The sequence below is a fragment of the Halocatena halophila genome (assembly GCA_027563145.1).
Lineage (GTDB): Archaea > Halobacteriota > Halobacteria > Halobacteriales > Haloarculaceae > Halocatena > Halocatena halophila.
Genome location: CP071307.1, coordinates 704,415 through 729,062, shown reverse-complemented (window position 1 = coordinate 729,062; position 24,648 = coordinate 704,415). Strand labels below are relative to the sequence as shown.

Here is a 24,648-nt window from a genome sequence, read left to right as displayed (position 1 = left end):
ATTACAGCCGTACTATCGTAAACAGCGACAATACTGACAGGGGTTTCTCCGCAGCTCCCCCCGGATACAGGAATGCTAGGGGAGTCGGTAGTTTCGCTCCACGACCGACTCAATCGTACGAGACGTTGAGTTCGATGATGTTGGCAGCCTGTTTGAGTCGGTTGGGAATCACCTCACGGTAGCGGTCGCCAACAAACCGACTTCGCGGGCCAGAGACGCTGATCGCCCCCTCAACGGTGTTGTCGTTATTGACGATTGGGACCGCAACACACCGGAGCCCCCCAACGCGTGCCTCATCGTCGAACGCAACACCACGTTCACGGATGCGTTCGAGCCGCTCGAACAGCACATTGCGGTCAGTGATCGTCTTCTCGGTCGTCGCCGGCAACCCATGTTCGTCGACGATGGCTTCGACACGATCTGACGGAAGGTGTGCCAGGATGGCAGTTCCAAGCGCCGTATTGTGAAGGTACACGCGTTGACCGACGTACGAGTCGGTCTCGACGGCGTCGTCTCCATACGCGCGCTGGAGATAGATCCCTCGTCCGTGCTCTTCGACGAGCAGATTCGCCTGTTCGCCGGTTTGATCGGCCAGATTCCTGACGTGTGGTTTCGCAGCGTGATACAGCGCCGTCTTGTGTCGTGCGTGGCCACCGAGGCTGAGAAATCGGAGTCCAACTCGGTACGTATTCCCCGATTTGACGACGTAGCCCTCTGACTCGAGCGTGTTGAGATAGTTGTGGATACTACTCGTCGATAGCTCGAACGACTCGCTCAGTTCGGTAACCGTGGCCGATCCACGACGGCGGAGCTCGTTGAGGATCGTGAGTGTAGTCCGAGCCGACTTTACGGTGGGGCGATCGGTCATCACACTGGTGTATGGTTCAGTAATGATAAAGATGTCCGTGCAATTTGGTAGCCGATCAGAATACAGGCTTGTCTTCTCACCAGGAGGTGACTGTGGTATGACCCAGTGGTTCTGCGAGCGGCACGTCCACGGTCGCACCCAGGTGATGAGAAAGATAGAATCCAACGAGGATCTCGAGCGAGCGAACCGCCGCGCGTCCCGGAGAACGATTGGTTTCTGTCCCATCGAGAAGCCCCACAATGTGTTGTGTGGCCGTGGTGAACGAAGCGGTATAATCGTCTTGCCAGGTCCACGATCCGTCGATTCCTGGCAGCTCTCGTTCGACGTGTTCGCCGTCTTCCAACGACCAGTACCGCCACTCACCATCGTCGTTGTTCAGATACAGCTTCCCGTTGGCTCCGACAAACTGCAATGTCATCGATGAGTGTTCACGAGGGATTGTACAATCAACCGTGACAAACGTTCCATCGTCCATCACGACATAGCCACCGCCGGCACTGTCACTGAGGGCTACGTCAACGTCGAGCGAATCGACCGCTTCGTTCTCATTGATGAGGTGGCCACTCACCGAAGACGCTCGCACGTCAAGGAGATACACCAGGGTGTCAAGCACGTGGGTCGCGTTGCGCAACAGTTCCATACGGTACTGGGTGCTCACAGAATCGACCGGTCCAAGCAGCGATTCGGTGTGAATCAGTTCATAGAGCTGCTGTAGTTTCTTGGTGAACCGAAACGAATGGTTGACACAGAGTTCCGTGTCGGTTGCATCACACACCGCAATCATCCGCTCGGCCGAATGAACCGAGGAGGCAATTGGTTTCTCACACCAGATAACGTCCGGGTCGGCAGCCGATCTGGCGGCGTCTATCGTGTGTTTGTGGTGGAGATACGACGGCGAACAGATCGAGATCACATCGAGTGATTCCGATTCGAGCATCGCTTCATGGCCAACATAGCGTCGTTCGGGTGGTATCTTCCAGGCGGTGCCAAACGTATCCAGCGACTCAGCGTCCACGTCAGCGACCGCCACGAGTTCGATTCCGTCCGTCGATGCGTAGCCTCCTGCGTGACTCGCCTCGATTTTTTCCTCGCCGATCTGTGATTCGTCGTGCATGCCGAGGATTCCCATGCCCGCAATCCCACCAGTTCCGATAATGCCGGCTCTGTAGCTCATTGGATATCACTCACCCTCATGGCGACCACCGAGGTCTGAGCGCACTGCTATCGTCGACACGAAGGCGATACAAAAGCTCGCTTCCACAACCAGTTAAGCGTTGAGTATGTGTCAGTTGCTTCCAACACGGCGGCCAGTCAGCTATCGACACTGATCAGTCCACGAACGTTCGTGTTAACTGACCATCGTCGAACGTCATCGGCAAAGGATCCTCGATCACCCGGAGGTCATCGCGATCGGCGAGTACATCCTCGTGAACGACATCGGCCGAGCCCACACCCATCGCGTTGCCGTGCATGGCGTCTGTCAGCCCCCGAACGTAGATCCGATCGATCGACGGCGTCGACGGTGCGGGTTCGTTCAGCGCAAACTCTCAACGGCCAATCACGTTTGTGTCGATCCCCTGTCCGCTAATATCCTTTCCCTGTCGGTCGAAAACGACCACATCCAGTGTCGAAAACGGCAGCGTCGGCAACATTTCGTAGGCCCGTTCCAGCAGTTCTTGCTCACGATCCAGAAAGCCACTCGGTGGAACACCCTCGATTTTCGATGTGTCATCGTATTGGCCTTCAAGGATCGCGATTCCGCCGGCGATCGGAAGCTCCGCGAGCAGAACTCGCGTAATCTCTGGAATCATGTTGCGAAACGACCAGTCAAGTGCCCACTCGTGTGCAATATTCGCACCCTGCTGTTTTCCCATTCCGATAACGAGCATTTTCGAGAGGCCACTTTCGACGGGCCCATCGAAATCGGTGGGAGGCTTGATTCGATTGATCGGCACGATCGCATCCGCCGCCACAGCGTTTGTATCCGCCACAACCGGAACGTCGCGGTCTGACGTCCGGCCAACTTCTGTGACGTCCATGCTCGAGCGGATCGGACAGCCCAAGCGTGTTTTCAGCAGTCATAGTTGGGTAATATCAATAGTCGTATGTTCAGTACCAGAACGGTCGGTGTGTCTTCGTCGCCCGGCAGAGCCCCTCAACGAAGAAATAATCGCCCCAGATCGTACACTCATCATAGTCGTCCTCTGGGGTGTTGTACGCACCATCGGTGAGCAATCCGTTCGAGGTGGCCGGCGTGGTGTAGGACGCCGCGAGGCTATCGAGCGTCGCAAGCGCAGCGTTACGATACGCTGTCTGTTGCTCGGATGCCAGCGCGAGCACGCGTGAAAGGGTATCTAATCCACAGACAGCAATCGCGGCCGCAGAGCTGTCACGAATTCCGGGCTCCGCTGGGGCGTCGAAATCCCAGTGTGGAACGTGATCTTCGGGGAGAGCATCGAGATAGTAGTTCGCGAGTTTGCACGCGAGCGTCGTGTAGGCCTCCTGGCCGGTGTGCGCCGCCGCGATCGCATAGCCGTACAGCTGCCAGGCCTGGCCTCGCGACCAGCACGACTCAGTGGCGTGGCCCTGGTGGGTTCCGCCCATGAGCGGTTCGCCAGATGCAACGTCGAAATCGAACGTGTGAAAGGTAGACCCATCCGCTCGAACGATCGTCGCCGCGTTGGTGCGTGCATGGGTATCAGCGATGCGTTGATAGTCGTCGTTCCCTGTCGTCTCGCTTGCCCAGTACAATAACGGGAGGTTCATCATCGTGTCAGCGATCATTCGTCCCTGGTTGTCGGGATTGCGGGGATCGTCCATCGAATCCCACGCCTGGATCATTCCGGGGGCAGGCAAAAATCGATCGCACAACAGATTAGCGGCCGACAGTGCGGTTGAACGGTACGCCGGCGTTCCAGTCAGCTGGTGGCCAGCGACTGCCGACAGCGTGTAGAGAAACCCAAGATCGTGCGTGGCTATGGCTCCCGATTCGAGCCGGCGATCGAACGTTTCGAGTTGGGCCTGAGCACTCCTCCGAAACCGCTCTGTGCCAGTAATTTCGTAAGCGAGCCAGCAGAGTCCCGTCCAAAAGCCCTGTGTCCAGCCGTTGGTGTTTGGAACCGTTCCGTACCGATACTCAGTGCTCGACGGTGTCGGAAAGCGATCGCAGTACCCCTCAAGATTCGAATCGATCGTTTCGACCGCAGTCGAACGCGCCTCCTCAAGCCTCCGTCGATCGACAGCGACCGGTGTGGAATACCGAGACGGAACACCCTGATCGGACACAGCAGCCGCGACTGCTCGTGGTAATCGGTCCATATGGCCACATTTCAGCAAAGACGAGTAATAAGTCTACTGACGGTTCACTCCCAGGGAGCACCGTCTCGAGTGATAAACCGCTCAGTTCGTTCGATCGAATTAATCTGTTCGATCTCAGCGTCGGTTAACTCAAGATCCAGCGCATTTAAATTGTCTCGAAGATGGGACTTGCTGCTCGCTTTCGGAATCACCCGAACGTTTGCTTTCGAGAGCAGCCATGCGAGACTGACCTGTGCTTCGCTCACGTCGTGGGCGCTGGCGATCGCCTGCAGTTCTGGGATTTCGAATACCGCACCACGGGCAAGCGGTGAGTAGGCGACGAGATAGTGATCGTGTTCCTGGGCATACTCCAGGAGCGTAGACTGATCGAGCAGAGGATGCATTTCGACCTGGTGGGCAAACAGCTCGGCATTCAACTGTGCCCGGGCATCATCGAGAAGCCCAACGGAAAAGTTGCTGAGACAGATCTCCCTGATCACGCCACGGTCGCGGAGTTCATCGAACGCCGCCATGGTTTCGGCTGGATCGTAGTCACCGACCGGCCAGTGCACGTAGAGCAGATCGATATACTCCACTCCCAGTCGCTCCAGACTGGCCTCTGTACCCTCAATGATCGCCTCGTACGTGAGGCCAAACCGTTCTGCGTGGACCTTCGTCCCGATCGTTAGCTCATCGCGCGGAACGTCCGCCTTGGCGAGTCCCTCACCAACGTGTTGCTCGTTCTCATAGAAGTGGGCCGTGTCTACGTGTCGGTACCCCAGTTCGAGTGCGGTTTCGACACTCGAACGACAGTCCGCAGGATCCGTATTCTGCCACGTACCCAGCCCTATCTGTGGTAGCTCGCTCACAGCAAACTGATTTACTGTTGGTAGTAAAATATTTTTGGACTGGTATCCATCTCGAAAACTGAGGCCGAACCGTTCAGTAGAGACCCTTATGATGGAATATATACAATAAAACAATCATCAATTCATCAATAAAGCACTCACGCTTTCGGCCGAATATATAATTTCACCTCTTTCCGTGTAATCACCATTACTGTCCGGAAACAATCTGCTTGTGATTGAGTCAAGACATTCTGTTCAAACGGCGGATTTATGCTCAAACACAGTATATAATAAAACAGTAGAAACTGTTTGTACAGTATACACTGCTTTTACTGTTCTAACAGTAATAATATGATCACAGTGCCATTCGATCCCACAAACGACAGATCACCGTGAGAACTATTGTCGTGTTAGGCGGGACGCCAGCGGATGAGCACGAGCGGGTGCAACGGATTCGCACCGATCACGGTCACTGGCCGTGTGTTTGCCATACCAGTTTGATGATAAACCAGCACAAATTGGTTCTGGCACCCTTCCCAACCAGCAGTATCGGTGGGGAGACACTCTGCTTCGACGCCCATTTGTTCGTTGGGTTCGAACAGTCTGCAGCAACCAGTAGTCCATTTCCATCAAATGAGATCGATCATTCCGAGTGAGCGAACGCGTCTCGCAATTATCGTCTGGAGTGTCCTGGTTTCGCAGGTACTGCTCTATCCAGGACTTGACGAGACCGTCAGCGCGCTTGGTGGCGCTGACGTGGCCTTTGCAGAAACGTTGTTTCTGGTGACGGAGTTTGTGGCGTTCGTCGTGTTCGCGGTCGCGTGGGGAACTGCGAGCGACGTGCTTGGCCGACGGACGCCACTCGTTGTGGTCGGCGGCGCTGGAGGAACGCTGAGCTATCTGGCAGTTGTGAGCGCACCGTCGATCGGCCTTGGCTTCGAGATCGTCCTGCTCTGTCGATTCCTCGGTGGGGCGTTCACGATCGGTGCGTTCTCGCTGTCGATCACGATGTTGATGGATCTCACCGGTGGCCACGGCCAGAACATGGGCGTCGCCGGCACTGCAATCGGACTGGGCGCAGCTATCGGCTCAGTGGTCGGCGGCCAGCTCGCCACTATTACGCCGCTGACACCGCTGTACGGCGGTGCTCTGTTGCTCGCGCTCAGTGCGCTCCTTGGAATGACGATACCGGACCACACACCCGAACGCGGTGGTGACATGAGCGCGCTGTTCGAACGACTCCGAGACAAGCCAGTGTTCGCGGTTCCGTACGCCTTTGGCTTTATCGACCGGCTGACAGCGGGCTTTTTCGCGTTGACTGGCGTCGCATTCTTCCGGGATACGTTCGCAATCGATCCCGCACAGGCGGGGCTCACGCTCGCATTATTTTTCATTCCATTCGCATTGTTACAGTATCCCGCCGGGCTGCTTTCCGACAGCATCGGTCGGTTCATCCCGGTGGTGGTTGGTTCGATCATGTACGGACTCGGAATCATCGCTGTTGGAATGGCCCCCAGCTATCTCGTTGGGGCAACGCTGATGGTTGTCGTTGGCGGATTCGGCGCGCTCGTCTCACCAACGACAATGGCGCTCGTCACCGACGTCGCCGCAGCAACCGAACGCGGTGTGGCAATGGGAGGATTCAACGTCTTCGGAAGCCTCGGAATGTTGAGTGGATTCGTGCTGGGTGGCGTTCTCTCGACGACAGCCGGCTATCTTCCGGCGTTTCTGGCAGCGGGTGGCCTTGAACTCCTGATCGCAGTGATCGCAGCGCGGCCAGTTCTCATGCTTGCCAACCAAACGGCTCCGAGTTCTCCTTGAACGCAGCCCGCGGTCATCGCCGTCGTTCGATGAGACCACCAGAGACCAACCCGAAGCAAAACGAGAGACCCAGCAGAGGGAAAAACAACACAAATAGACCGGCAACGAGAAGGGCACACGCCGCAATAGAAAACTTGATTGGCGGTGCTGGACGGCGTCGTTCATACTCTGTTCTCTGTTGTGAGGGGTCATACCGTGACATGTGTTCGAGCGGTGCTCCCAACCTGCTGGGAGCGAATCTGAAAATTCAAACGCGATGCGGCCACCGCCAGGGCAACTACGGATCCGAAAATTGCCGTGCTGGAGAGGAGATCAGCGATCCATTGGGATCGACGCAGGTATGTGCGATTTGGGAGCCATTACGTGCGTACTAACCAATCCTATCCACAAAACGATGGTTCGACACTGCGAACCAGTATCACAGAAGAGTGACATAGTTCAAATTTGGGGCAAAGGACCAGCATAGCTATTCGGCAGGTCACCCCACTGCATGTATGGGATATATCGACTGTACACACTCACTCGAAACCGGAATGCCCGTCTATCCAGACAGCCAGCCTGTGTCGCTCTCGACGACAGGAACGGTTGCTTCGGAGGGGGCACACACCACGGGCATAGCACTAGAAAGCCATGTTGGAACGCACGTCGACGTTCCCCGGCATATGGAACGGGACGGCCCCACGCTCGAGGCGTACGACGTCTCCGAATGGGTGTTCGACACGCTTGTGATCGATTGTACAGACACCACCGACCGCGAACCGATCACGACCGCAGCACTCCCAGCCCCCACGGATCACGATCTGTTGTGCTTTCGAACCGACTGGTCGAAGTACTGGGGAACTGACCGATATCGGGATCATCCGTATCTGACGGCCAATGTAGCAAAGTGGTGTGCACAACACGGCTACAACGTCGGGATCGACGCGTTCAGCCCGGATCCAACGCCAAGCGTCGATCCCGAGCGTCACAGTGGCACAGAACCGGACGGATTTCCGGCACACAACGCCCTGTTCGATGCCAACCGACGAATTGTTGAGAATCTCACGAATCTAGCAGCGCTACCGGAGACGTGTGAACTTCACGTACAACCGCTACCGATTCGCGGTGGCGACGGCAGCCCTGTGCGCGCAGTCGCACACACGTCGGATTAATCGAGCAACGGCTCGAGTGCGGCCATCGTTTTGCGCCTGTCTTCGGGGTCCATTCCTCGAACGAATCCGACACGCACGCCGTCAACACCCGGAAGATCCACAAACTGTGAGACGCGTTCCCGAACTGTTTCGGGGGTACCAGCCGCTCCAAGTCGGTCCATGAGTTTCTCGGGAAGTGCCGCGGTCATCGCTTCGGTGTCACGGTCATCCCAGGCCGACCGAATCGCTGTGACTTCGGCCTCGTATCCCTGGTTTGCGACTGAATTGCCGTAATACGGTCCATACGCGCCGATCAAAAAGGCGAGGGTCGAACGCATCGCCTCGCGAGCGCGCTCGGGATCATCACTGGCGAAACAGCGCACGAGTGGCATAACCCGAATCGACTCGACCGACCGATCACCTAGTTGACAGCCGCGCTCAAGGTTGGTCAATCGATCGAGGAGCCCATCGGGCGTAAACAGCTGTGGCACCCAGCCATCGGCAAACCGGCCGGTCAACTCCGTTGCTTTCGGGCCGAGGGCAGCCACATCGATCGGCGGCGGTGAATCCGGAACTGGCCTCTCATAGGAGAGCCCACCAAGATCGTACACCGAGCCGTCGTAGCTCACAGCACCACCCTCGTAGACAGTTCGAATCACTTCGATCGTCTCGCGAAGCCGACGGAGGGGAGATTCAAACGCGTCGCCGTGCCAGCGTTCGGCGATGGCTGGAGAACTCGTACCGAGCCCGAGTCTGAACCGGCCGCCGGTCAGTTCATGCATAGTGAGCGCCGTCTGTGCGAGCACGGTTGGTTTGCGTCCGAACGGCGAGAGCACATCCGTTGAAATGCCGATTTCCTGCGTGCGATCGCCGAGCATCGCAAACGTCGTAACCATATCTCGACCGGTCGTTTCACCAGCAGAGATGCGAGCAAAGCCAACGCGTTCTGCACGATGGGCCAGTGCTGTGAGTTCGTCGAGCGAATCGTACTCGTCAACAGGCAAGACGAGATCGAGCGTTGTCATCGAACAAACAGACACATAGCAGAGGATTAATCGTTGCCCCATCGACACACCGCAAACCAGAAAGCCCAATCAGTCGCCTGTGGTGTCGTCGTCCGCCTGAATCGGTGCGACCGTGGGCGACGACTCCGGTCCAAGCCGGTCGAGGAGTTTGCCAACGGCCACCGAACAGCCATACAGCGCGACGGCAACCAGCACGATAACACCACCCGCCGTCGCCTCGGCGTAGTAAGCGACGCCGATTCCGAGCAACACCGCCAGCTCGGCCAGTGCAATCGAGACGAAGATCGACTCTCTGAAGCTCCGAGAGAGCTGTGTTGCTCCAGCCACCGGAACGACCAGCATCGCCGCAACCAGAATCACGCCCATGATCTGCATCGCACCCACAACGACGAGTGCGGTCAACATCACCATAATGCGGTTGTACCAAGTGACCGAAAATCCGGCAACCGCCGCGGCCGTCTCATCGAACGTCACATACAGCAGCTGATTCCGCGTTATGGCCACCGTAACGACGATGATCGCGAACAACACCAGCAAGATGACCGCGTTGTCAGCAGAGACGGTAGAGAGATTCCCAAACAGATACTGATTGATGCCAACCGCAAGCCCACCAGCATTGAGGGAGATGAGCGTTGAGCCGAGCGCAAAGCCCGTTGAGAGCACGATCGCCATCGAGACATCGTTGTACGCATCGGTCGTTTCGGATATCAGTTCGATACACAGCGCAGCAATGACAGCAACGACGACGGCAGTCAAATACGGCGAAACGCCGATCATGAGCACGCTGTTGAGAAATAGCCCCACCGCGACGCCGGCAAACGCCGTGTGTGCAAGCGCGTCGCCAATGAGTGCAAGCTGACGATGAACCAGGAACGTCCCAATCACGGGAGCCATCACGCCGATACAGAGTCCAACGAGAACCGCCCGGTGCATAAACGTGTACTCGGGACTGATCATCTCGAGGCCAGTCACTTTCCACGCCTGGGTCATCACCCAGTACCAGAGATCAAGCAGCCCGTACAGCAGACCGGTAGCCGCTCCAGCCTGAAGGGTTGATAGGATCATTTCACGCTCACCGCCCCGAACGCCCGATCGAGCGCGTCGCTCTGGACGAACGTCTCAGCTGGTCCATCGAAGTACACCGTTCGATTCAGGCAGATAACGCGATCGACGTGATCAGTGACTGCACTCAGATCGTGTTCGATCAAGAGAATCGTAATACCCTCAGCAGAGAGCAGGTCGAGGAGATCGTAGAACGAGGCGACCGATTCTGCATCCACACCGACGGTGGGCTCATCAAGTACAAGTAGTTCGGCTTCCCCCGCGAGGGCCCGAGCGATAAAGGCTCGTTGTCTCTGTCCCCCCGAAAGCTGTGTAATCCGACGATCTGCAAACGCGCTCATACCGACCCGTTCGAGGGCGCGATCAACGATCTCCCAGTCGGTCGTCGATAGGCCGCTAAAGCCGACATGGGGGAATCGGCCCATCTTCACCACTTCGCGCACTGTGATTGGCATTGCTTTTGTGGCACTGGCGTGCTGTGCGACGTAGCCGAGTCGCTGGCCATCATCGAACGACGCTGCGGGGTCGCCGAACAGCCTGGCGCTTCCATCATCAGGAGACAACAGTCCGAGTGCGAGCTTCATCAGCGTCGATTTACCAGAACCGTTCGGGCCGACAACCGCGGCGTACTCACCGGCATCGACGGTAATCGAGATGTCTTCGATCACAGGCGTCTGTGTGTAACCAAATGTCACACCGTCAAGGTCGACGACTGGCGTCTCTGTCATTCGTAGTTCCTCCATTGATCAGCCCAGCCGTCCGGTCCCGCCGCCGGAGGGGTTTTGTTCCCAAGAACGACATTAAACGTCGGTATATTGATATTATAAGCGATCTCCTCGTATCCCCAGCCCTGTTCGACCCACTCCTTTCGAACGCCAGCGTAGGGTGTCACTGGAAAATAGGCCTCGACAGGAGTTTCTGCAAGCAGCTGTTCGGCCGGTTTTCGGGTTTCGAACACGGCTGCTGCGATGTATCTGATATCGTTTGTCTCGATTACGCGTTTGGCTTCAGTGATGTCCGAGGGTTTAACGTCGCCACTTGCAGCCAGATTGACGACGAGCGGGCGCATTTCGATATCGTATCGAACGCCGAGATACTGGAATGCGTTGTGGGCAGCAAGCTGTGTCACTCGCCTGGGTGGATCATCGAAGACAGTCTGATAGTCCGCATGAATTCGGTCTAAAATACCAGATTTATATTGTGTTGCGTTTTCCGTAATCGTTTGTTCGTGTGCCGGTGCTAGCTCGGTTAGTCCCTGCGTGATGTTATCGACGGCCTGTTTCGCCCGCAGCGGATCGAGCCAGAAGTGTGGATCTTTCGCTCGGTTGTTCCCCACACCCTCTTCATCCCGGTCGAGGCTTGCAGCGAGATCGACCAGTTCGATCCCATCCCTGACGTTGATCAGCTGAGTATCGACGCCGTCGTCTTTGACCGTCTGTATCGCCCGATCTGCCCAGGGTTGAAAATCCTTACCAACGTGAATGAACGCATCCGCCTCGATAATGTCCTGTGTGATCTTCGCATTTGGCTCCCAGCCGTGACCGTGAAGACCAGTCGGAATCAGATTCCGGACCGAAATTGGCGTTTCTCTGACAATCTTTCGCGCGAAATCGTAGAAGCTAAAAAACGACGCGACCGCGACCAGTCCCGAATCGTCCGTCGAGGTCCCTCCAAACGTCCCGGAGAGACACCCAGTCAGCCCGGCCGTTACAGACACACAGCCAGCTGCTAGTGCCTTCCGACGTGTCAGGGTGACACTCGACCGGTTAATTTGTGATACATCGTCCATATACCATCGCTGGCATCAATACATATAATTGTTATTATCTAATCCTATTTTTAGAGTGGTCTAATTCGTCTGACGCTGGGATTCGTACTTCGAACGGAGTGCAAAAACCATCCATCAAAAACAGAATAAAAATCAGATTATCGATCGTGGCGGTCGTCGCTGTAGTGATGTCCCGGCGGCATGAAATCCCAATCGGACTCATCAGTGGAATCGTCATTCCAGGGACTGTTACCTGGATGGTCATCCCAGGGTGGTCTTCCAGGGTGATCATCATCCCAGGGCGGGTGTTCAGGATGGTCACCGCTCCAAGGCGGCCCATGGTGACCCCCGTCCTCATCCGGTTCGAACACGTAGAGACAGTCGTTACTGTACGACCGGCCCAGTTGATCTGCGTCTTCACAGCAAAGAACCCGGCCATCATCCATCACGGCGATGTTATCCACATTGATCAGCGCATCGTCCGCGATGGCCGCTGGATCGCTGGCGTTCGGGCCGACGATCACGGGTTCGAGCGTGGAAACGTTGTACCGATGATCCAGTATGCCACGGTAAACGACACCGCCGTCGACGCGTTCCATTGCTAGATCACCACCACTGGCCATATCGTCGTTGAGTTCTGAGATCGCAAAGTAGATCGGATCACCAGGGCCAGCGGATGCGTGGCTGTCAACACCCTCTGCCTTGTTGAACTCAATGGTAGCGCCGATCTCTTTGGCGGCCGCACGTGTCTCCAGGAACGGAACTTTACGAAGCTCGGGATCAACGGTGCCCTGTTCGTGCTGTCGGGCCCATTCGACGATCTCCTCGTTGGTGATATAGTTCTGATTGCCCTGTTCGATCACCGTTCGATCGGCTTCCTCAAGGAGTTCGTCCGTGATCGGATCGCCGGTCGAGTAATCCTCCGTGTGTGCACGCAGATACGCAGCCTGTGTGACCTCATCGAATGCCTCGATCCAGGATGCAACCTCACGATTGCTCGCGTGGCCGAGTTCGAGCCACTCGATTGAGAGCCCCACGGACGCCGGCGACCCGCCATTTGCGGCGTCTTCGTTGGTGATTTTTGGTGCATACAGCGTGCCAGCGATCTCCATCGGGTCGTCGTAGCTCTGAATCGGTCGATCCGCGACGAACTTGTAGATTCCCTTGCTGTCGCCGTCCGAACAGCCGTACACCGTTCGACCGTCGGTTTGTATATCCGGTGCCTCCCAGGCAGCCCGGCCCATCACATAGTATTTTACGGGCCTTGGAACATCGGCTGCGGGCTCGCGAATATCAACGAAATAGCCGTACCGATAGGGGTTCGGGAACTGATCGTCGATCGGCTGGCTGGAGTCATCAGGAACGTCAGCACCGAGATAGTAGGCCAGAAACTCCACGCCATCCAGTGCCCACCATCCCTGTACAGTCCAGGCGTTTTCGCCGTAGTACGAATCGATGGCCGACTGGATTTCCGTCGGATTCGGTCGGTTCCAGAACTGAGCACCCCCAATGTGGCCGACACCAGTGCCGTCGGCAACGATGTCACCGACCGTGCTCGTGAGTGAAACCCGCGTGTGGGCGTAGTTCTCCTCTGCGGAGATCATCGTCTCCCAGGGCGTCAGATCGCCGTAACAGTTGATTCGCGTGCCTCCAATCGCACGGAACGGTTCCGTGTTCGCGAGATTGATCGCGTCATCGAGCCGTGCTTCAAGCTCGCCGGCTGCAGTCCGCTCAATTGGGATCCGAGAGATGTTACCCGGACTGTTCTCCCAGTTCGTGAATAGATAGCCCGCCGATCCGTCAGACGCGGTGGGAACGAACTGATTGCAGTCCGGATTTGATCCCGGGGTGCCATACTGGGTCCCCGTGAAGTTCGACCGGGTGATATCTGTTCCATCAGGGGTTTGTGTGACGCCAAGCCGCTCGGCTCCGTCGTTAATCGACTCCCCACCAACGCCGAGTAGCTCGTAGGACCCTCGAGCGGATCGAACCCGCTCTCGTTCGGTGCTCGTCGAAGGCGGTGATAGCTCCTCAAAATCGTCGTTGGTTCCCGTCATCGAAAACTGAAACCCACTGAAATATCCCACACCGCCGCGGTCGAACGGCGCTTGGTTCTCCGTGCTCGGATGCTGCAAGCTGTACAACAACGTGCCATCATCGAACACGAACGGGCCGGTGACCTCCGCACCAAGTGCCGTCGAAGAAAAGCGCTTGAGTTCGCCACGTACGAGTGGTGCATCGTCGTCAGTTGATGCCGACGACACACCGGAAACGCTCGCACCGACTGCAGCTGCCGCTGACGTTGCAAGCAACTCGCGCCTCGTGAATTCCACCATGCAACCGTTACTCAATTTGTTGTTAGATTAATTCTTTCTAATAGGATATTGATAGTATTGCATTGGTTATTGTCCACTATATTCTCAACGTAGCGCTCCATAGTGGTCGGGGGAGAGGCTAGTGGCCAAGTCGTGACGGTCGGCGGTCCCGATCTGATGCTTGAGTGAACGTCCGTTGCGTGTCGTAGGCCATCGCGAGAGGATAAAAGAGAGCTCTTCGGTGAGATCACTTCTGAGCGGACTGGCGTTGGAACTACTCCGTTTGGGAAGCCCCGTGTGTTTCGATCCGTGTGCGGATCTCCGTGGCTCGTTGCTGGACGGCTTCAATATATCGATCAATTGCCTCGGGGGATTTTCCGAAATACGACGCCACCCAGTTTCTATCGAGAGCTTCATGCGTCAAAAAATACGCCGCGAGGGTATCTCGACCGGCCTGGATAACCTCTGGCGGAACGCCTCTGCTCCCAGTTTCTGCCTCAACGAACCCGTTCGTATCGAAATACACGTCCGCGTACAGTTCGGCCGGCATTGCCGTTGGCCAGGACCTCCCAACGTGTTCCGGTGCCACGAACTGATACCGGTCGGCAGCCGGAGCCTCTGAATCGACGACGATCGAAACACCAAGTGGGTACGATCGATGAGCAGCCGAACGATCGCCCGAAGCAGGAGTATTTTCTGATTGCATTGAAATATTCGTCTCACCCTTTCGTTGGGCGCGTTCCGAAAAACTGCTACTATGTGAATTATATAGACGTTCATATACTGTGACATCATATGGGTTCTGTTTCCCGATTAAATTTTAATTTATGCAGTAATCTTCCAATATTACTCCGTTCACAGACAGAGCAGACACCGATAGCGACCCACCCATAGATTTATTTCGTTCAATTAATACTCTCTACTGGATATGTCCGCACTGTCAACACTGGATTGGATCGGCCTGGTCGGTCCGTACGCCGTCTACTTCGTGTTGTTGCTCGGCTACTACGTGCTTGAGGGACGACGCGAACGAACGCTTCGCTCCTCGTACTCGGAGGAAATAAATGGCGAGTAGTGCGATCGCCGGCGGTGCGAGCAACTGGGTGCTGATAACGTTCGGAGCGTATCTGCTGGTGTTGCTGGGCGTTGGGTTGTACGCCACACGGTTTATGGACACTGTTGGCGACTACGTTGTTGGTGGTCGGCAGATCGGGCCCGTCGTCACGGGATTTTCAGAGCGAGCCTCCGAGATGAGTGGCTGGTTGACACTCGGTGTGCCCTCCGATGCGTACAGTTCGGGGATTATGGCATTTTTGAACGGGCTGGGAATGATACCTGCGGATCTGTTCTCGTGGGCCGGCATTGCAAAACGGCTCCGAAAATACTCGGAGATTGTCAGGGCAGTGACGCTGCCAACGTTTTTCGAACATCGTCTGGGTGATGACACCGGGCGTGTCAAGGCAACGAGCGCGCTCGTATTGCTTATTTTCGAGGGGGGATACGTCGGCGCACAGATCGTGGCAGCGGGCGAACTTCTAGAGATTCTCACTGGAATGGCACCCTGGATCGGCATACTGATCGGCGGTACCATCGTGCTTGGATACACCTTCCTCGGCGGATATTTCGCGGTCGCCTGGTCCGATTACGTCCAGGGAGCAATTATTCTACTAGCGTTCATCGCGCTCCCGATCATTGCCTTCCAGCAGTTCGGGCTGCCGTTCGATGAACTCGCAACCGCCGGCGATGCGACGGTGAGCATCACCGGGGGCACAACCGGATGGGCGGCCGTGTTCGGAATTATCGGCTATGCGGCGATCGGACTCGGCGTCCCCGGAAACCCACATATTATGGTCCGGTTTATGGGAATCGACAGGGTGAAAAACGTTCGAACCGCCGCACTGGTCGCCCAGCTGTTCATGTTCGTCGCCTACATTGGGGCCGCGCTCGTGGGGCTCTACGCGATCGTTCAGTTCGGTGGCGGCGCGATCGAAAACGGGGATGCTGTGATGCCAATGCTGACACTGGAGCTGTTCCCCAGCGTCATCGCCGGAATCATCCTCGCAGCGGCACTGGCGGCGATGATGTCGAGTGCGGATTCACAGTTGCTTGTCGCGACGAGTGCAGCCATTGAGGATGTCTATCACGGGTTCGTAAATGAGGATGCGACTGAAGCACAGCTCGTTCGATACGCCCGCCTGGCCACACTCGGGATTGGTATCGCCTCGATCGCCTTTGCCTACTTTGCCAGGAACACATCGATCTACACGCTCGTGCTCGATTACGCCTGGGGCGGACTCGGAGCTGCGATCGGGCCGACGGTGATCGCAGCCCTCTGGTGGAAACGAACCACTGCCGAGGGAGCCGTCGCCAGCATGATCACCGGTGCGGTGACGATGGTCGTCTGGACACAGCTTCCTACCCTTCTTGGCTGGTTCAACGCAATGCCATCCGAATCCGCTGGCTTCTGGTACGGGCTTGTGACGGTGTATGGCCTGTTCCCGGCGTTCGTGCTCTCGGTTTGTGTATTGATCCTGGTTTCGTTGCTCACCGACCCTCCTGAGGGAGTCGATCGTTCGTTCGAGTTGTTCGATAAACCACTCTCTGCGGTGCTCGAAGACGACCGGGCCGAGGAGTTTGCCCCAGACGGTGGTATCGTGGCCCAATCGGGGCAGGCCCACTCGACGATTGCCACCACCACCGATCGCATCCAACAATCAGTGCTCACGCGACTCGACAGCAATGTACAGCGTTCAGTGCTCGAGCAAATCGAGACGACCTCGCGTTCGCTCGGGATCGTCGAACCGTCGATATCCCGGACAGCGGTGAAAGATTCGCCCGACGAGCCCGTTATCGCGGTCGCCTATCCTCACCAGTGTTTTGACGTGACGACGACCATCGAACGGCCTGTGGGCTCGAGTGCGCAGAACGAGCGCATCGTCGCCGTCGATACTGTCCGCTCGATCCCACTCCGTGCGGACAGCGTCCCCGAATTTACCACGGAATCGGTCGACGAGGTAGTAGTGATGCGTCCATCGATCACTGACAATCGTGCCACAGAAATCGCGAAAGACGCCACATTCCGGTGGGCAATGAGAAAGACGGTGCTGTTGGATACGCCCGAAATCGAGATCAAGCGCCAGACTGGTGGCTACAAGCTCTACTGGCTCGTCGAACGAAACGGCGAACTGATCGCAATCGACTCGGTTCGTGGAACCCAGCGGAGCCTGTGAACGACTAGATGTAGCTCCTTACTCCTCGAACCCGTCGCGGTGAAGTACGGTGGCAACGTCACGTCGTGGGAGTCGGTCGGGCTCGTCACCGCCACTTGGACCCAGCGCAATGAGCATCACTGGCACCATCGAATCTGGAACCGAGAGGAGCTCACAGATGCCCTCGGGATCGAATCCGATCATCGGTGTGGCAGAGAGCCCACGAGCGTGTGCAGAAAGAAGGAGATTCTGGGCAGCCAACGATGCGTTTCGAATCGCATAATCGCGGCCCATCTGTTCGTCATCGTACATCCCGACAGATTGTGCCTTCGTCTCGGCTGCAGTCTCCTCGTCCATATGACCTGCCTCAACCCACTGTTCGAAGACGGTATCGGCGGTCAATGCCTCCGTGTGACCGAGCACGAAGATGGCCGTTCCAGCATCCCGGATGTGTTCCTGTCCGTAGGCGAGTTCGACGACAGAATCGAGCAACTCCTCGTCCTGGACACAAAGAAACTCCCACGGTTGGAGATTGTACGCCGATGGCGCAAGTGTGGCGTCCTCGATGATAGCCTCAAGAGTTTCATCATCGACGTTTGATTCTGGATCAAAGTTGTGGCCAGAACGGCGGGTGTGGATGGCCTCGATCACTGCTTCGCTGCTGAAATCATCGGTAGTCGCGTCGCTCTCTGCGTTCGATTGCATGTAGCCACACTAGAAAATGGACGAATATATCCGTTCGCTATTGGAATCCTGTAGATGGGCTGTGACCACAGCACACACCGGATCGACGAGGGTTATGGACAGCCGTTTGTCGCATGGCCAGAACGGAGTGCTTCGCGTCGTGTCCGGGAAAGCGCGTCCGAGAGATACGGTTCAAGGACAGAAAGCGATCGGAGTCGTTCGTCTGGCCACTCAGTGCGCAGCCGATCGATCGCTCGATTGATCTCACACTGAGTGTACATATCCGATTCGGATCCCCCCTGAACGGGGATGTGTTCATCAACGAACCAGACTACAGCCTCCCAGTCGGAGAGTTCGACGATCTCAACGGCTATCGTCGACAGGTCGGCCTTGCGCGCCGCGTGGTATCGACGGTGGCCCCCAACGATCTCATAGTCGTAATCTGAAGCCGACACCGGACGAACCGTTGGATAGGTCAACAGATGGCCACGCTCGCGCGTGAGCTTTACGAACTCGGCATGATCAACGTCGTCAGTCGCTCGGACGCTGTACGGAGACGGAGCAACCGTTGAGAGTGGCACTTCTTCGATCGAGAGTCGCTCATCAAGCCGTTCGACTGACTCCGGCGTTGATACCGTTACGGCCCCAAAGCGCTCGCCATCGTCGCGTTCTGCATCGTACACCAGAAACGCCTGGTCGCTGTAGTTCCACCGACCACCCCATCCCTCGTACATGTGGTGGTCCGTCGTAACTCGGACACGTACCCCTCGGAATGTGTCATTCAAATCATCAATAAATGGATTGCCCATCTAACGTTCACCGTTAGAATTCATTCTCAGGCCAACCCTCTTGTATGTATGGGTAAACCACTGACAGCTGGCAAGAATTATCAACGATAACGTGAATATGTGATGCATAACCACTTATAACCAGATATATTTGCTATTATTTATAGATTTTATTTATACGAAAAATAATTCATATGAAATCGTTGCCAAAAATTGCTGAACGGGATAATCCAACAACTATTGAAGATAGATCAGGCCAGATCCTGTTCGTCGATCAGTTCCCAGACTGTTTCGCCGTTGTCAGTAATACCGTAGATACGGCCTTTCTTTCGATCCTCGGGGACGAGTAGTTCGACGAGCGATTCGTCGCGGAGTTCCCGTAAGGCGCGTGAAACGTGTGAGATCGACAGATCCGATTCGGATGCCAACTGAGAGGGTGTCGTAGAGCCGTCTGCGAGTCTTCGCAAGACGTCCACCCGATACGTCGATGCGAGAACAAAGCTTACCTCGTCCCATTGTTCCGTCATAACACATCGTATTCGTTCGGCTACTACGCACTTGAGTACACGGGCCATATACCACGCTGAACTGGACAAACCATCGGTACAGAATCTGTTGAGGGTTCACCAAAGGACAGTCAGTAGCTCTCACCACAGGAGGCCGGACCGCGAAAGACGGAATACAACACGACGAAGTAGACGGTGATGAATGGAAGTGTCACCACAGCTACCAGCGTTAACAGATTCAGCGCAAGCGGAGAAACGACGGCCTCGGAGACGGTGAGACCCACCGCCCGGTCGATCATGGGATGCATCACGGTGACGACGACCCCGACAAAACCGTACACGAGACCAGCAACCGACAGAAAGGCTGTTCGGTACTGTTCGCGGCCGAGTGCAACGACGTAGACGCCAGCGAACGCAATCGAAAGAACCACCAGACCGATGACGATCGGCGAAAATACGACCGAAGAAAGCGGCGTGACGGCGACATAGAGATAGCCCAGCGTGATTACGACGCCAGCGAGGTATCCGACGATTGCACGGCTTCCATACCGGGCCAGTGACGGTCGCAACGTCGGTGCTTTGAATCCAAGATACGCAACACCATCGACCAGACAGAGCAAACAGAGTGTGAGTCCGACGACGAGGCCTGGGAGCCACTGAAGTTGTTGTGCACCGATCAGCCAGTTTGCAGCGAAGACGCCAAGCAATAGCGGGCTCGCAATCGAACCGACGACGAACGCACCCTGCCAGAGTCGAGTCCATCGGGTGCCAGATCGTGCCTCAATGAGTTCGGTCGAGAGCCCCCGCAGTATCAGTGCCAAAAGCACTCCAAACATGAGTAGATAATACCGACTGAACAGATTCGTATACACACTCGGAAAGCCTGCGAACAATGCACCACCGAACACGACGAGCCACACCTCATTGGCATCCCAGAACGGCGACACCGCTGTGAGCAACTGTTCACGAACCGCCCCATCACGACGGAGGCCGTACAGCATGCCGACGCCGAAATCAAAGCCATCAAGTAACAGAAATGTCCCGAGCAGAACAAACACCAGGATGAACCAGAGATCAGCAAGCGGGAGACCAAACCAGGGTTCGGTTCCCAGCCATCCATTACTCATCGTTGCTCTCCTCCATTTGTCCAGTAATGTCCGTCTCCGGGCCTCTCTTCGGTGGGGCTGTATCGAGGATTCGTCGAATGACGACGGTGTAGACGATGAGCAGTGCCAGATAACCAAGGACAAATCCCGTGAGCGTCGCCTCTGTCGAACTGAGCCCTGGTGAGACCCCAGAACGGGTCTTCATCAGCCCCTGGACTACCCACGGCTGTCGGCCGACCTCCGTAACGATCCAGCCGAGTTCAACCGCAAGGATACCAAGCGGTGCACTCACCTGGAGGGCACCGAGCAGTAGCCGGTCCCGATAGAGGCCACCTCGCCAGAGTCGCACTCCACCCCAGAATGCGAGCAGGACGAACCAGAAACCCAGCGCTACCATGATCCGAAACGCCCAGAACACGATCGCGACCGGTGGGTGGGGTGTTGGAAACGAATTGAGGCCACGAATAACCGCCTGCGGATCGCCGCCGCTGGCCAGCCACGACGCACCGCCAGGAATGCCCAGGCCGAACAGCCGTTTAGCGTCCGGCGTGTGCAATCCCTCAATGCTCGTCGGAAAGGCCACGATGTATTCGGGGACGTATCGTCCAGTCTCCCAGATCGCCTCCATGGCGGCGAACTTCTCGGGCTGGGTGTGATAGACGTGTCGTGCGTACAGATCTCCCTGTATCACCTGCAAGGGGGCGGTGATGAGCAACACCACAAGGGCGACCTTCAGCGTTGCACGCCAGAGCAAAACACCTGAGTCATCACGCGCGCGCTTCGAGAGCTGATACGCTGCAATCCCCGCGAGCAACAACGCGACCGACTCTACCACACCGGTCTGCATGTGGACGAACATCCAGACGAACCGCGGATTCAGATACGCCGCCAGCGGATCCACAAGTCTGATAACTTCCTGTCCACCCGTCTGGACGACTTCATACCCACGGGGGGTTTGCATCCAGGAATTGGCGATGAGAATCCAGACCGCAGAGAGCCAGGATCCAAGTCCAACTGCGACCGAACTCAGAAAATACGCCCGATCACCCACCCTGTCACGGCCGAACACGAAGATTCCGAGAAATGAGGCTTCGAGCATGAACGCAATCAGCCCCTCAAACGCCAGCGGTCCAGCGAACAGTTCGCCGGCAAACGAAGAAAACGCCGCGAAATTCGTTCCAAACTCGAATTCAAGGACGATCCCGGTCACCGTTCCAACCACAAAGGTGATCGCGAACACGCGCGTCCACAGCCGTCGGAGTTGTTCGTACACCGGCGACTGACTCCGAATCGATTTCCAGGTGAAATAGATCAAAAACGGCCCTAGACCCATGGAGATCACCGGAAAGACGATGTGAACGATCGTCGTTACGGCAAACTGTAACCGACTGGCAATGACTGGATCTAGCATGTGTAGCGACGAACTCTCACCGGCCAACGCCGTTGAGCTGTCTACGCAGTTCACAGCCAATAGTAAATACAGTTGTCCTACCGTTCGAATAAAAATGTGAACGCGACGTCAGGGCGGCGTTCAGAGAATTGGTAGGAGGATTATGAGCGATCACCAGCAGTGGACTGAACGGTCTCGAGAACCCGATCGAAACGCTCTGTGACGTCACGGATGAGTGGATCGAGATTGTCCGAATCAACGATCGATAGGAGTGTCGACGGATCGACAAACGAAAGCATCACGTCGCCATCAGTTTCGTACACTACGACATTACATGGAAGCAAGACTCCGAGATTGCGTTCTGCCTCGAGTCCCTGGTGTGCCAGTTCGGGATTGCACGCGCCGAGAATTCGGTAGTTGGGGTATTCCGAAAGCCCGAGCTTCTCACTAAACTTTGCGCTGACATCGATATCGGTGAGAACACCGAATCCTTCGTCTTCGAGTGCTTCGATCGTTTCTGAAACGACTGTTTCAAAATCGTCGTCGATTCGCTGGCGGTTGTAGTACGACATGGCAGTCGATTGCTCCACGGCCGACTTAAAAATCGGTATCACGGCAGTCTAATCAGTTTGGCACAGTCGATGTGAACCGAACAAGGGGGCCATTATTTCGGTAGTTGAGATAGTACAGGCACTCCTAACACTATTCGTAGAAGCGGTAGTACGGCCATAAAAATGGAATGGACAGCAATATTTGATATCACTGGGGAAGGCCCTACTGGCGACCCGGCATACCCCACACCCCCTGTCCTCTTTTATTCATTCACTGTACGTCAGCAACGTCGCGACGAACCGATTGCCGCGAGTATCACCGTTCGTTCTGCCTTCCGGAGGTGTGTGTACGCCGTAGCCGTCGTACAGCCGAGCGCATCGGCGACGGTCGAAAGCGACGCAGATCGAGAATCGTCAAAATAGCCACCCTCGATGGCCGCTTTGAGTGCTTCAAGTACGGCCTCGATCGAAGGCTGTTCACCGGTTATCCGTGCAGCAAAGCCATTTTGTGGTGCTGTTCATCCAGTGACTTCGTAAGCATCTTTTCTTAGACGATAGTTCACACGAGGGCACACTCACACAGCAATTTTCCCGAGTTATTCTCTGTTCGGCGGTGGCTGATCACTCACTAGTAGTAGGCTCTCCACGGTAACTATATAAAATAATGTTGATAATACTATAAATAACTCAGGAAAGCCGCTGTTCAACTGGGTGTAGTCTTCGACTTTCGGATTTTGCTAGTGTTAGTTAGTATTTCCTATACCAATAGATATAATACTATATTAGACGACTCGTCCTCGACCAGAAGAGACCATTCTTCAGCCTAGTGATTGACTCAGGAAAATCGCTGTGTTCGAGTACGTACAATCCGATCTACCCCCGTTTCGAGTCGATAACTCAGGAAAACTGCTGTGTGAGAGATGCATGGCTCAGGAAACTCAAGAAACTCAGGAAAATATAAGGTGAACCGATACGTCAAGGTTCACAAAATGGAAGATCCCGATTCGATCTTCGCCGACGAGGTCGACCTGATACGGGACGCCGCAGTCCTCGAAGAGGACTACACGCCCGATCGAATTCTCTGCCGAGATGAGGTGCTCACTCGGTATACGAGTGTACTCAAGCCGATCTATAAAGGACGTCCACCACAGAATGCCTTCCTTTACGGCGACACAGGTGTGGGAAAGACCGCCGTAACGAAGTACCTCCGACGGACTCTCGAACGCGATATCGAACAGAAGAACGAACAGCTACCGCCCAGCGAACAGATTTCCCTCACTGCCCTTTGGATCAACTGCGAGAATTTCACGACGAGCGACCATACAACCTCTTCATACCAGGTCGCTGTTGGAATCGTCAATCGGCTCCGAGAACCGGGAAACCGGATCAATGCGACAGGTTACGCTCCCCAGGACGTGTATGACCTTCTCTACGAGGAGTTGGACACTCTTACCGGAACGGTACTGATCATCCTCGACGAAATCGACAAACTCGGATCCGATGACACCCTCCTTTACGAATTGCCTCGCTCACGGGATATTGGGTACCTCGAAACCGTCAGAGTCGGCGTTATCGGGATCAGCAACGACTACACGTTTCGCAAGAACCTCTCGCCGAAAGTGAAAGACAGCCTCTGTGAGACCGAGATCAAATTTCCAGCCTATGATGCAGACGAGCTCGCGACTATTCTTCGTGATCGAGCTGAACGGGCCCTCTTCGAGGGCGCATACACGCAAGAGACGATCTCCCTGTGTTCGGCACTCGCCTATAAGGAAGCCTCGGGGAGTGCTCGACGTGCAATTCGTCTGCTTCGTCGCTCTGCGGAGGTTGCTGAGGAGGATGGGTCCGAACAGATCAAACCACCTCACATCCGACAGGCTGATAAGGATCTTGAATACGGGAACATTGTGGAATCAATCGTCGACCAGGACCAGGAGAAGCTTTTCATCTTGGCGGCAATCGCCCATCTTGATGAAGCGGGTCTTACGCCGGCCCGAACTCGAACGATCCACGCTGCGTACTCACGTGTAGTTCGTGCCTACAACACGACGAGTGGAAAAGAGCCACTCACCCAGCGTGGCATGTTCAATCACCTCTCAAAGCTGGTTATGTTCGGTTTCGTGCGAACCATCGACCGCAATAAGGGAGCTCGTGGCGGACAGTGGAATGAACATGAGTTCAGTGACGAAATTGACATCCAGAAGGTACAAGAAGCCATTCAGGAGCACGGTCGAGAATGGGAGTCGATCGAACTCCGTGGTGTTGTAGAATAAGACCTTG

Annotated in this window: 22 protein-coding genes and 2 pseudogenes; 5 read left to right on the top strand and 19 right to left on the bottom strand. The window is 55.9% G+C overall.

Features of this window, described 5'->3' with window-relative positions; translation table 11 throughout:
- Positions 1-109: 109 nt before the first annotated feature.
- From JXQ78_RS17320 to JXQ78_RS17300, 5 genes and pseudogenes are all read right to left on the bottom strand, one after another.
- Positions 110-868, bottom strand: a complete 759-nt coding sequence (locus JXQ78_RS17320; protein WP_330633094.1) for an IclR family transcriptional regulator — start codon at positions 866-868, stop codon at positions 110-112.
- A 76-nt stretch (positions 869-944) separates the two neighbouring features.
- Positions 945-2,042, bottom strand: coding sequence for a Gfo/Idh/MocA family protein (locus JXQ78_RS17315; protein ID WP_330633093.1), 1,098 nt, complete (start codon positions 2,040-2,042; stop codon positions 945-947).
- A 229-nt stretch (positions 2,043-2,271) separates the two neighbouring features.
- Positions 2,272-2,928 (bottom strand): annotated as a pseudogene (locus JXQ78_RS17310) (DUF362 domain-containing protein); the annotation flags it as partial.
- Between the two features lie 49 nt (positions 2,929-2,977).
- Positions 2,978-4,186: a glycoside hydrolase family 88 protein gene (locus JXQ78_RS17305; protein ID WP_330633092.1), complete on the bottom strand. Its 1,209-nt coding sequence runs from the start codon at positions 4,184-4,186 to the stop codon at positions 2,978-2,980.
- A gap of 44 nt (positions 4,187-4,230) precedes the next feature.
- On the bottom strand, positions 4,231-5,034 hold the full coding sequence (locus tag JXQ78_RS17300; protein ID WP_330633091.1) for an aldo/keto reductase: 804 nt from the start codon (positions 5,032-5,034) through the stop codon (positions 4,231-4,233).
- Between the two features lie 612 nt (positions 5,035-5,646).
- Between JXQ78_RS17300 and JXQ78_RS17295 the strand changes: the two genes are divergently transcribed.
- A complete protein-coding gene (locus JXQ78_RS17295; protein WP_330633090.1) occupies positions 5,647-6,834 on the top strand; it encodes an MFS transporter in 1,188 nt (395 codons plus the stop codon).
- A gap of 13 nt (positions 6,835-6,847) precedes the next feature.
- Here JXQ78_RS17295 and JXQ78_RS17290 read toward each other — a convergent pair whose 3' ends face one another.
- Entirely contained in the window at positions 6,848-7,036 is a 189-nt protein-coding gene (locus JXQ78_RS17290) for a hypothetical protein (protein ID WP_330633089.1), read from the bottom strand.
- Between the two features lie 292 nt (positions 7,037-7,328).
- Here JXQ78_RS17290 and JXQ78_RS17285 point away from each other — a divergent pair, with 292 nt between their 5' ends.
- Complete coding sequence (locus tag JXQ78_RS17285) at positions 7,329-7,985, top strand: cyclase family protein (RefSeq protein ID WP_330633088.1); 657 nt, start codon at positions 7,329-7,331, stop codon at positions 7,983-7,985.
- On the opposite strand, the gene JXQ78_RS17280 is transcribed toward JXQ78_RS17285, so the two are convergent.
- The 6 genes from JXQ78_RS17280 to JXQ78_RS17255 all read right to left on the bottom strand — a co-directional run bounded on the left by JXQ78_RS17280 (position 7,982) and on the right by JXQ78_RS17255 (position 14,840).
- Complete coding sequence (locus JXQ78_RS17280) at positions 7,982-8,989, bottom strand: TIGR04024 family LLM class F420-dependent oxidoreductase (protein ID WP_330633087.1); 1,008 nt, start codon at positions 8,987-8,989, stop codon at positions 7,982-7,984. The two genes, JXQ78_RS17285 and JXQ78_RS17280, sit on opposite strands and share 4 nt — an antisense overlap.
- A gap of 69 nt (positions 8,990-9,058) precedes the next feature.
- Positions 9,059-10,054 carry a metal ABC transporter permease gene (locus JXQ78_RS17275; RefSeq protein ID WP_330633086.1) on the bottom strand — a complete coding sequence of 332 codons (996 nt, stop codon included), beginning with the start codon at positions 10,052-10,054 and terminating at the stop codon, positions 9,059-9,061.
- Positions 10,051-10,794 (bottom strand): metal ABC transporter ATP-binding protein, encoded by a 744-nt coding sequence (locus tag JXQ78_RS17270; protein ID WP_407934063.1) that lies wholly within the window; start codon positions 10,792-10,794, stop codon positions 10,051-10,053. Before JXQ78_RS17270 ends, JXQ78_RS17275 begins: the two co-directional genes overlap by 4 nt.
- On the bottom strand, positions 10,776-11,840 hold the full coding sequence (locus tag JXQ78_RS17265) for a metal ABC transporter substrate-binding protein (protein ID WP_330633084.1): 1,065 nt from the start codon (positions 11,838-11,840) through the stop codon (positions 10,776-10,778). The genes JXQ78_RS17270 and JXQ78_RS17265 overlap by 19 nt, the downstream gene beginning before the upstream one ends.
- A 137-nt stretch (positions 11,841-11,977) precedes the next feature.
- On the bottom strand, positions 11,978-14,155 hold the full coding sequence (locus JXQ78_RS17260) for an alkaline phosphatase PhoX (protein ID WP_330633083.1): 2,178 nt from the start codon (positions 14,153-14,155) through the stop codon (positions 11,978-11,980).
- A 253-nt stretch (positions 14,156-14,408) separates the two neighbouring features.
- Positions 14,409-14,840, bottom strand: a complete 432-nt coding sequence (locus JXQ78_RS17255; RefSeq protein ID WP_330633082.1) for a hypothetical protein — start codon at positions 14,838-14,840, stop codon at positions 14,409-14,411.
- A 222-nt stretch (positions 14,841-15,062) separates the two neighbouring features.
- Here JXQ78_RS17255 and JXQ78_RS17250 point away from each other — a divergent pair, with 222 nt between their 5' ends.
- Entirely contained in the window at positions 15,063-15,209 is a 147-nt protein-coding gene (locus tag JXQ78_RS17250; RefSeq protein WP_330633081.1) for a hypothetical protein, read from the top strand.
- A pseudogene (locus JXQ78_RS17245) lies at positions 15,199-16,785 on the top strand (sodium/proline symporter); the annotation flags it as partial. The gene JXQ78_RS17250 and the pseudogene JXQ78_RS17245, both read left to right, overlap by 11 nt.
- Positions 16,786-17,382: 597 nt before the next feature.
- Here the strand turns inward: JXQ78_RS17245 and JXQ78_RS17240 are convergent.
- The 7 genes from JXQ78_RS17240 to JXQ78_RS19140 form a co-directional block, all read right to left on the bottom strand.
- A complete protein-coding gene (locus tag JXQ78_RS17240; protein WP_330633079.1) occupies positions 17,383-18,048 on the bottom strand; it encodes a nitroreductase family protein in 666 nt (221 codons plus the stop codon).
- A 92-nt stretch (positions 18,049-18,140) separates the two neighbouring features.
- The gene (locus JXQ78_RS17235; RefSeq protein WP_330633078.1) at positions 18,141-18,761 is read right to left on the bottom strand and encodes a ParB/RepB/Spo0J family partition protein; all 621 of its coding nucleotides are present in this window, start codon (positions 18,759-18,761) and stop codon (positions 18,141-18,143) included.
- A gap of 305 nt (positions 18,762-19,066) precedes the next feature.
- Positions 19,067-19,342 (bottom strand): winged helix-turn-helix domain-containing protein, encoded by a 276-nt coding sequence (locus JXQ78_RS17230; RefSeq protein WP_330633077.1) that lies wholly within the window; start codon positions 19,340-19,342, stop codon positions 19,067-19,069.
- A 110-nt stretch (positions 19,343-19,452) separates the two neighbouring features.
- Positions 19,453-20,448: a cytochrome d ubiquinol oxidase subunit II gene (locus tag JXQ78_RS17225; protein WP_330633076.1), complete on the bottom strand. Its 996-nt coding sequence runs from the start codon at positions 20,446-20,448 to the stop codon at positions 19,453-19,455.
- On the bottom strand, positions 20,441-21,838 hold the full coding sequence (locus JXQ78_RS17220) for a cytochrome ubiquinol oxidase subunit I (RefSeq protein ID WP_330633075.1): 1,398 nt from the start codon (positions 21,836-21,838) through the stop codon (positions 20,441-20,443). The genes JXQ78_RS17225 and JXQ78_RS17220 overlap by 8 nt, the downstream gene beginning before the upstream one ends.
- 140 nt (positions 21,839-21,978) lie before the next feature.
- Entirely contained in the window at positions 21,979-22,389 is a 411-nt protein-coding gene (locus tag JXQ78_RS17215; RefSeq protein WP_330633074.1) for a DUF302 domain-containing protein, read from the bottom strand.
- 260 nt (positions 22,390-22,649) lie between these two features.
- A complete protein-coding gene (locus tag JXQ78_RS19140) occupies positions 22,650-22,835 on the bottom strand; it encodes a helix-turn-helix domain-containing protein (RefSeq protein ID WP_407934089.1) in 186 nt (61 codons plus the stop codon).
- A 522-nt stretch (positions 22,836-23,357) separates the two neighbouring features.
- Here JXQ78_RS19140 and JXQ78_RS17210 point away from each other — a divergent pair.
- Positions 23,358-24,641 carry a Cdc6/Cdc18 family protein gene (locus tag JXQ78_RS17210; RefSeq protein WP_330633073.1) on the top strand — a complete coding sequence of 428 codons (1,284 nt, stop codon included), beginning with the start codon at positions 23,358-23,360 and terminating at the stop codon, positions 24,639-24,641.
- Positions 24,642-24,648 lie beyond the last annotated feature (7 nt).

What these genes read in the sequence shown, in the direction of transcription:
- JXQ78_RS17235 (WP_330633078.1), bottom strand. Translation starts at nt 18,761, where the DNA reads ATGTACGAGGGATGGGGTGGTCGGTGGAACTACAGCGACCAGGCGTTT.
- JXQ78_RS17225 (WP_330633076.1), bottom strand. Translation starts at nt 20,448, where the DNA reads ATGAGTAATGGATGGCTGGGAACCGAACCCTGGTTTGGTCTCCCGCTT.
- JXQ78_RS17260 (WP_330633083.1), bottom strand. Translation starts at nt 14,155, where the DNA reads ATGGTGGAATTCACGAGGCGCGAGTTGCTTGCAACGTCAGCGGCAGCT.
- JXQ78_RS17315 (WP_330633093.1), bottom strand. Translation starts at nt 2,042, where the DNA reads ATGAGCTACAGAGCCGGCATTATCGGAACTGGTGGGATTGCGGGCATG.
- JXQ78_RS17265 (WP_330633084.1), bottom strand. Translation starts at nt 11,840, where the DNA reads ATGGACGATGTATCACAAATTAACCGGTCGAGTGTCACCCTGACACGT.
- JXQ78_RS17230 (WP_330633077.1), bottom strand. Translation starts at nt 19,342, where the DNA reads ATGACGGAACAATGGGACGAGGTAAGCTTTGTTCTCGCATCGACGTAT.
- JXQ78_RS17320 (WP_330633094.1), bottom strand. Translation starts at nt 868, where the DNA reads ATGACCGATCGCCCCACCGTAAAGTCGGCTCGGACTACACTCACGATC.
- JXQ78_RS17250 (WP_330633081.1), top strand. Translation starts at nt 15,063, where the DNA reads ATGTCCGCACTGTCAACACTGGATTGGATCGGCCTGGTCGGTCCGTAC.
- JXQ78_RS17285 (WP_330633088.1), top strand. Translation starts at nt 7,329, where the DNA reads ATGGGATATATCGACTGTACACACTCACTCGAAACCGGAATGCCCGTC.
- JXQ78_RS17305 (WP_330633092.1), bottom strand. Translation starts at nt 4,186, where the DNA reads ATGGACCGATTACCACGAGCAGTCGCGGCTGCTGTGTCCGATCAGGGT.
- JXQ78_RS17210 (WP_330633073.1), top strand. Translation starts at nt 23,358, where the DNA reads ATGGAAGATCCCGATTCGATCTTCGCCGACGAGGTCGACCTGATACGG.
- JXQ78_RS17290 (WP_330633089.1), bottom strand. Translation starts at nt 7,036, where the DNA reads ATGTCACGGTATGACCCCTCACAACAGAGAACAGAGTATGAACGACGC.
- JXQ78_RS17220 (WP_330633075.1), bottom strand. Translation starts at nt 21,838, where the DNA reads ATGCTAGATCCAGTCATTGCCAGTCGGTTACAGTTTGCCGTAACGACG.
- JXQ78_RS17240 (WP_330633079.1), bottom strand. Translation starts at nt 18,048, where the DNA reads ATGCAATCGAACGCAGAGAGCGACGCGACTACCGATGATTTCAGCAGC.
- JXQ78_RS17280 (WP_330633087.1), bottom strand. Translation starts at nt 8,989, where the DNA reads ATGACAACGCTCGATCTCGTCTTGCCTGTTGACGAGTACGATTCGCTC.
- JXQ78_RS17255 (WP_330633082.1), bottom strand. Translation starts at nt 14,840, where the DNA reads ATGCAATCAGAAAATACTCCTGCTTCGGGCGATCGTTCGGCTGCTCAT.
- JXQ78_RS17295 (WP_330633090.1), top strand. Translation starts at nt 5,647, where the DNA reads ATGAGATCGATCATTCCGAGTGAGCGAACGCGTCTCGCAATTATCGTC.
- JXQ78_RS17215 (WP_330633074.1), bottom strand. Translation starts at nt 22,389, where the DNA reads ATGTCGTACTACAACCGCCAGCGAATCGACGACGATTTTGAAACAGTC.
- JXQ78_RS17270 (WP_407934063.1), bottom strand. Translation starts at nt 10,794, where the DNA reads ATGGAGGAACTACGAATGACAGAGACGCCAGTCGTCGACCTTGACGGT.
- JXQ78_RS17275 (WP_330633086.1), bottom strand. Translation starts at nt 10,054, where the DNA reads ATGATCCTATCAACCCTTCAGGCTGGAGCGGCTACCGGTCTGCTGTAC.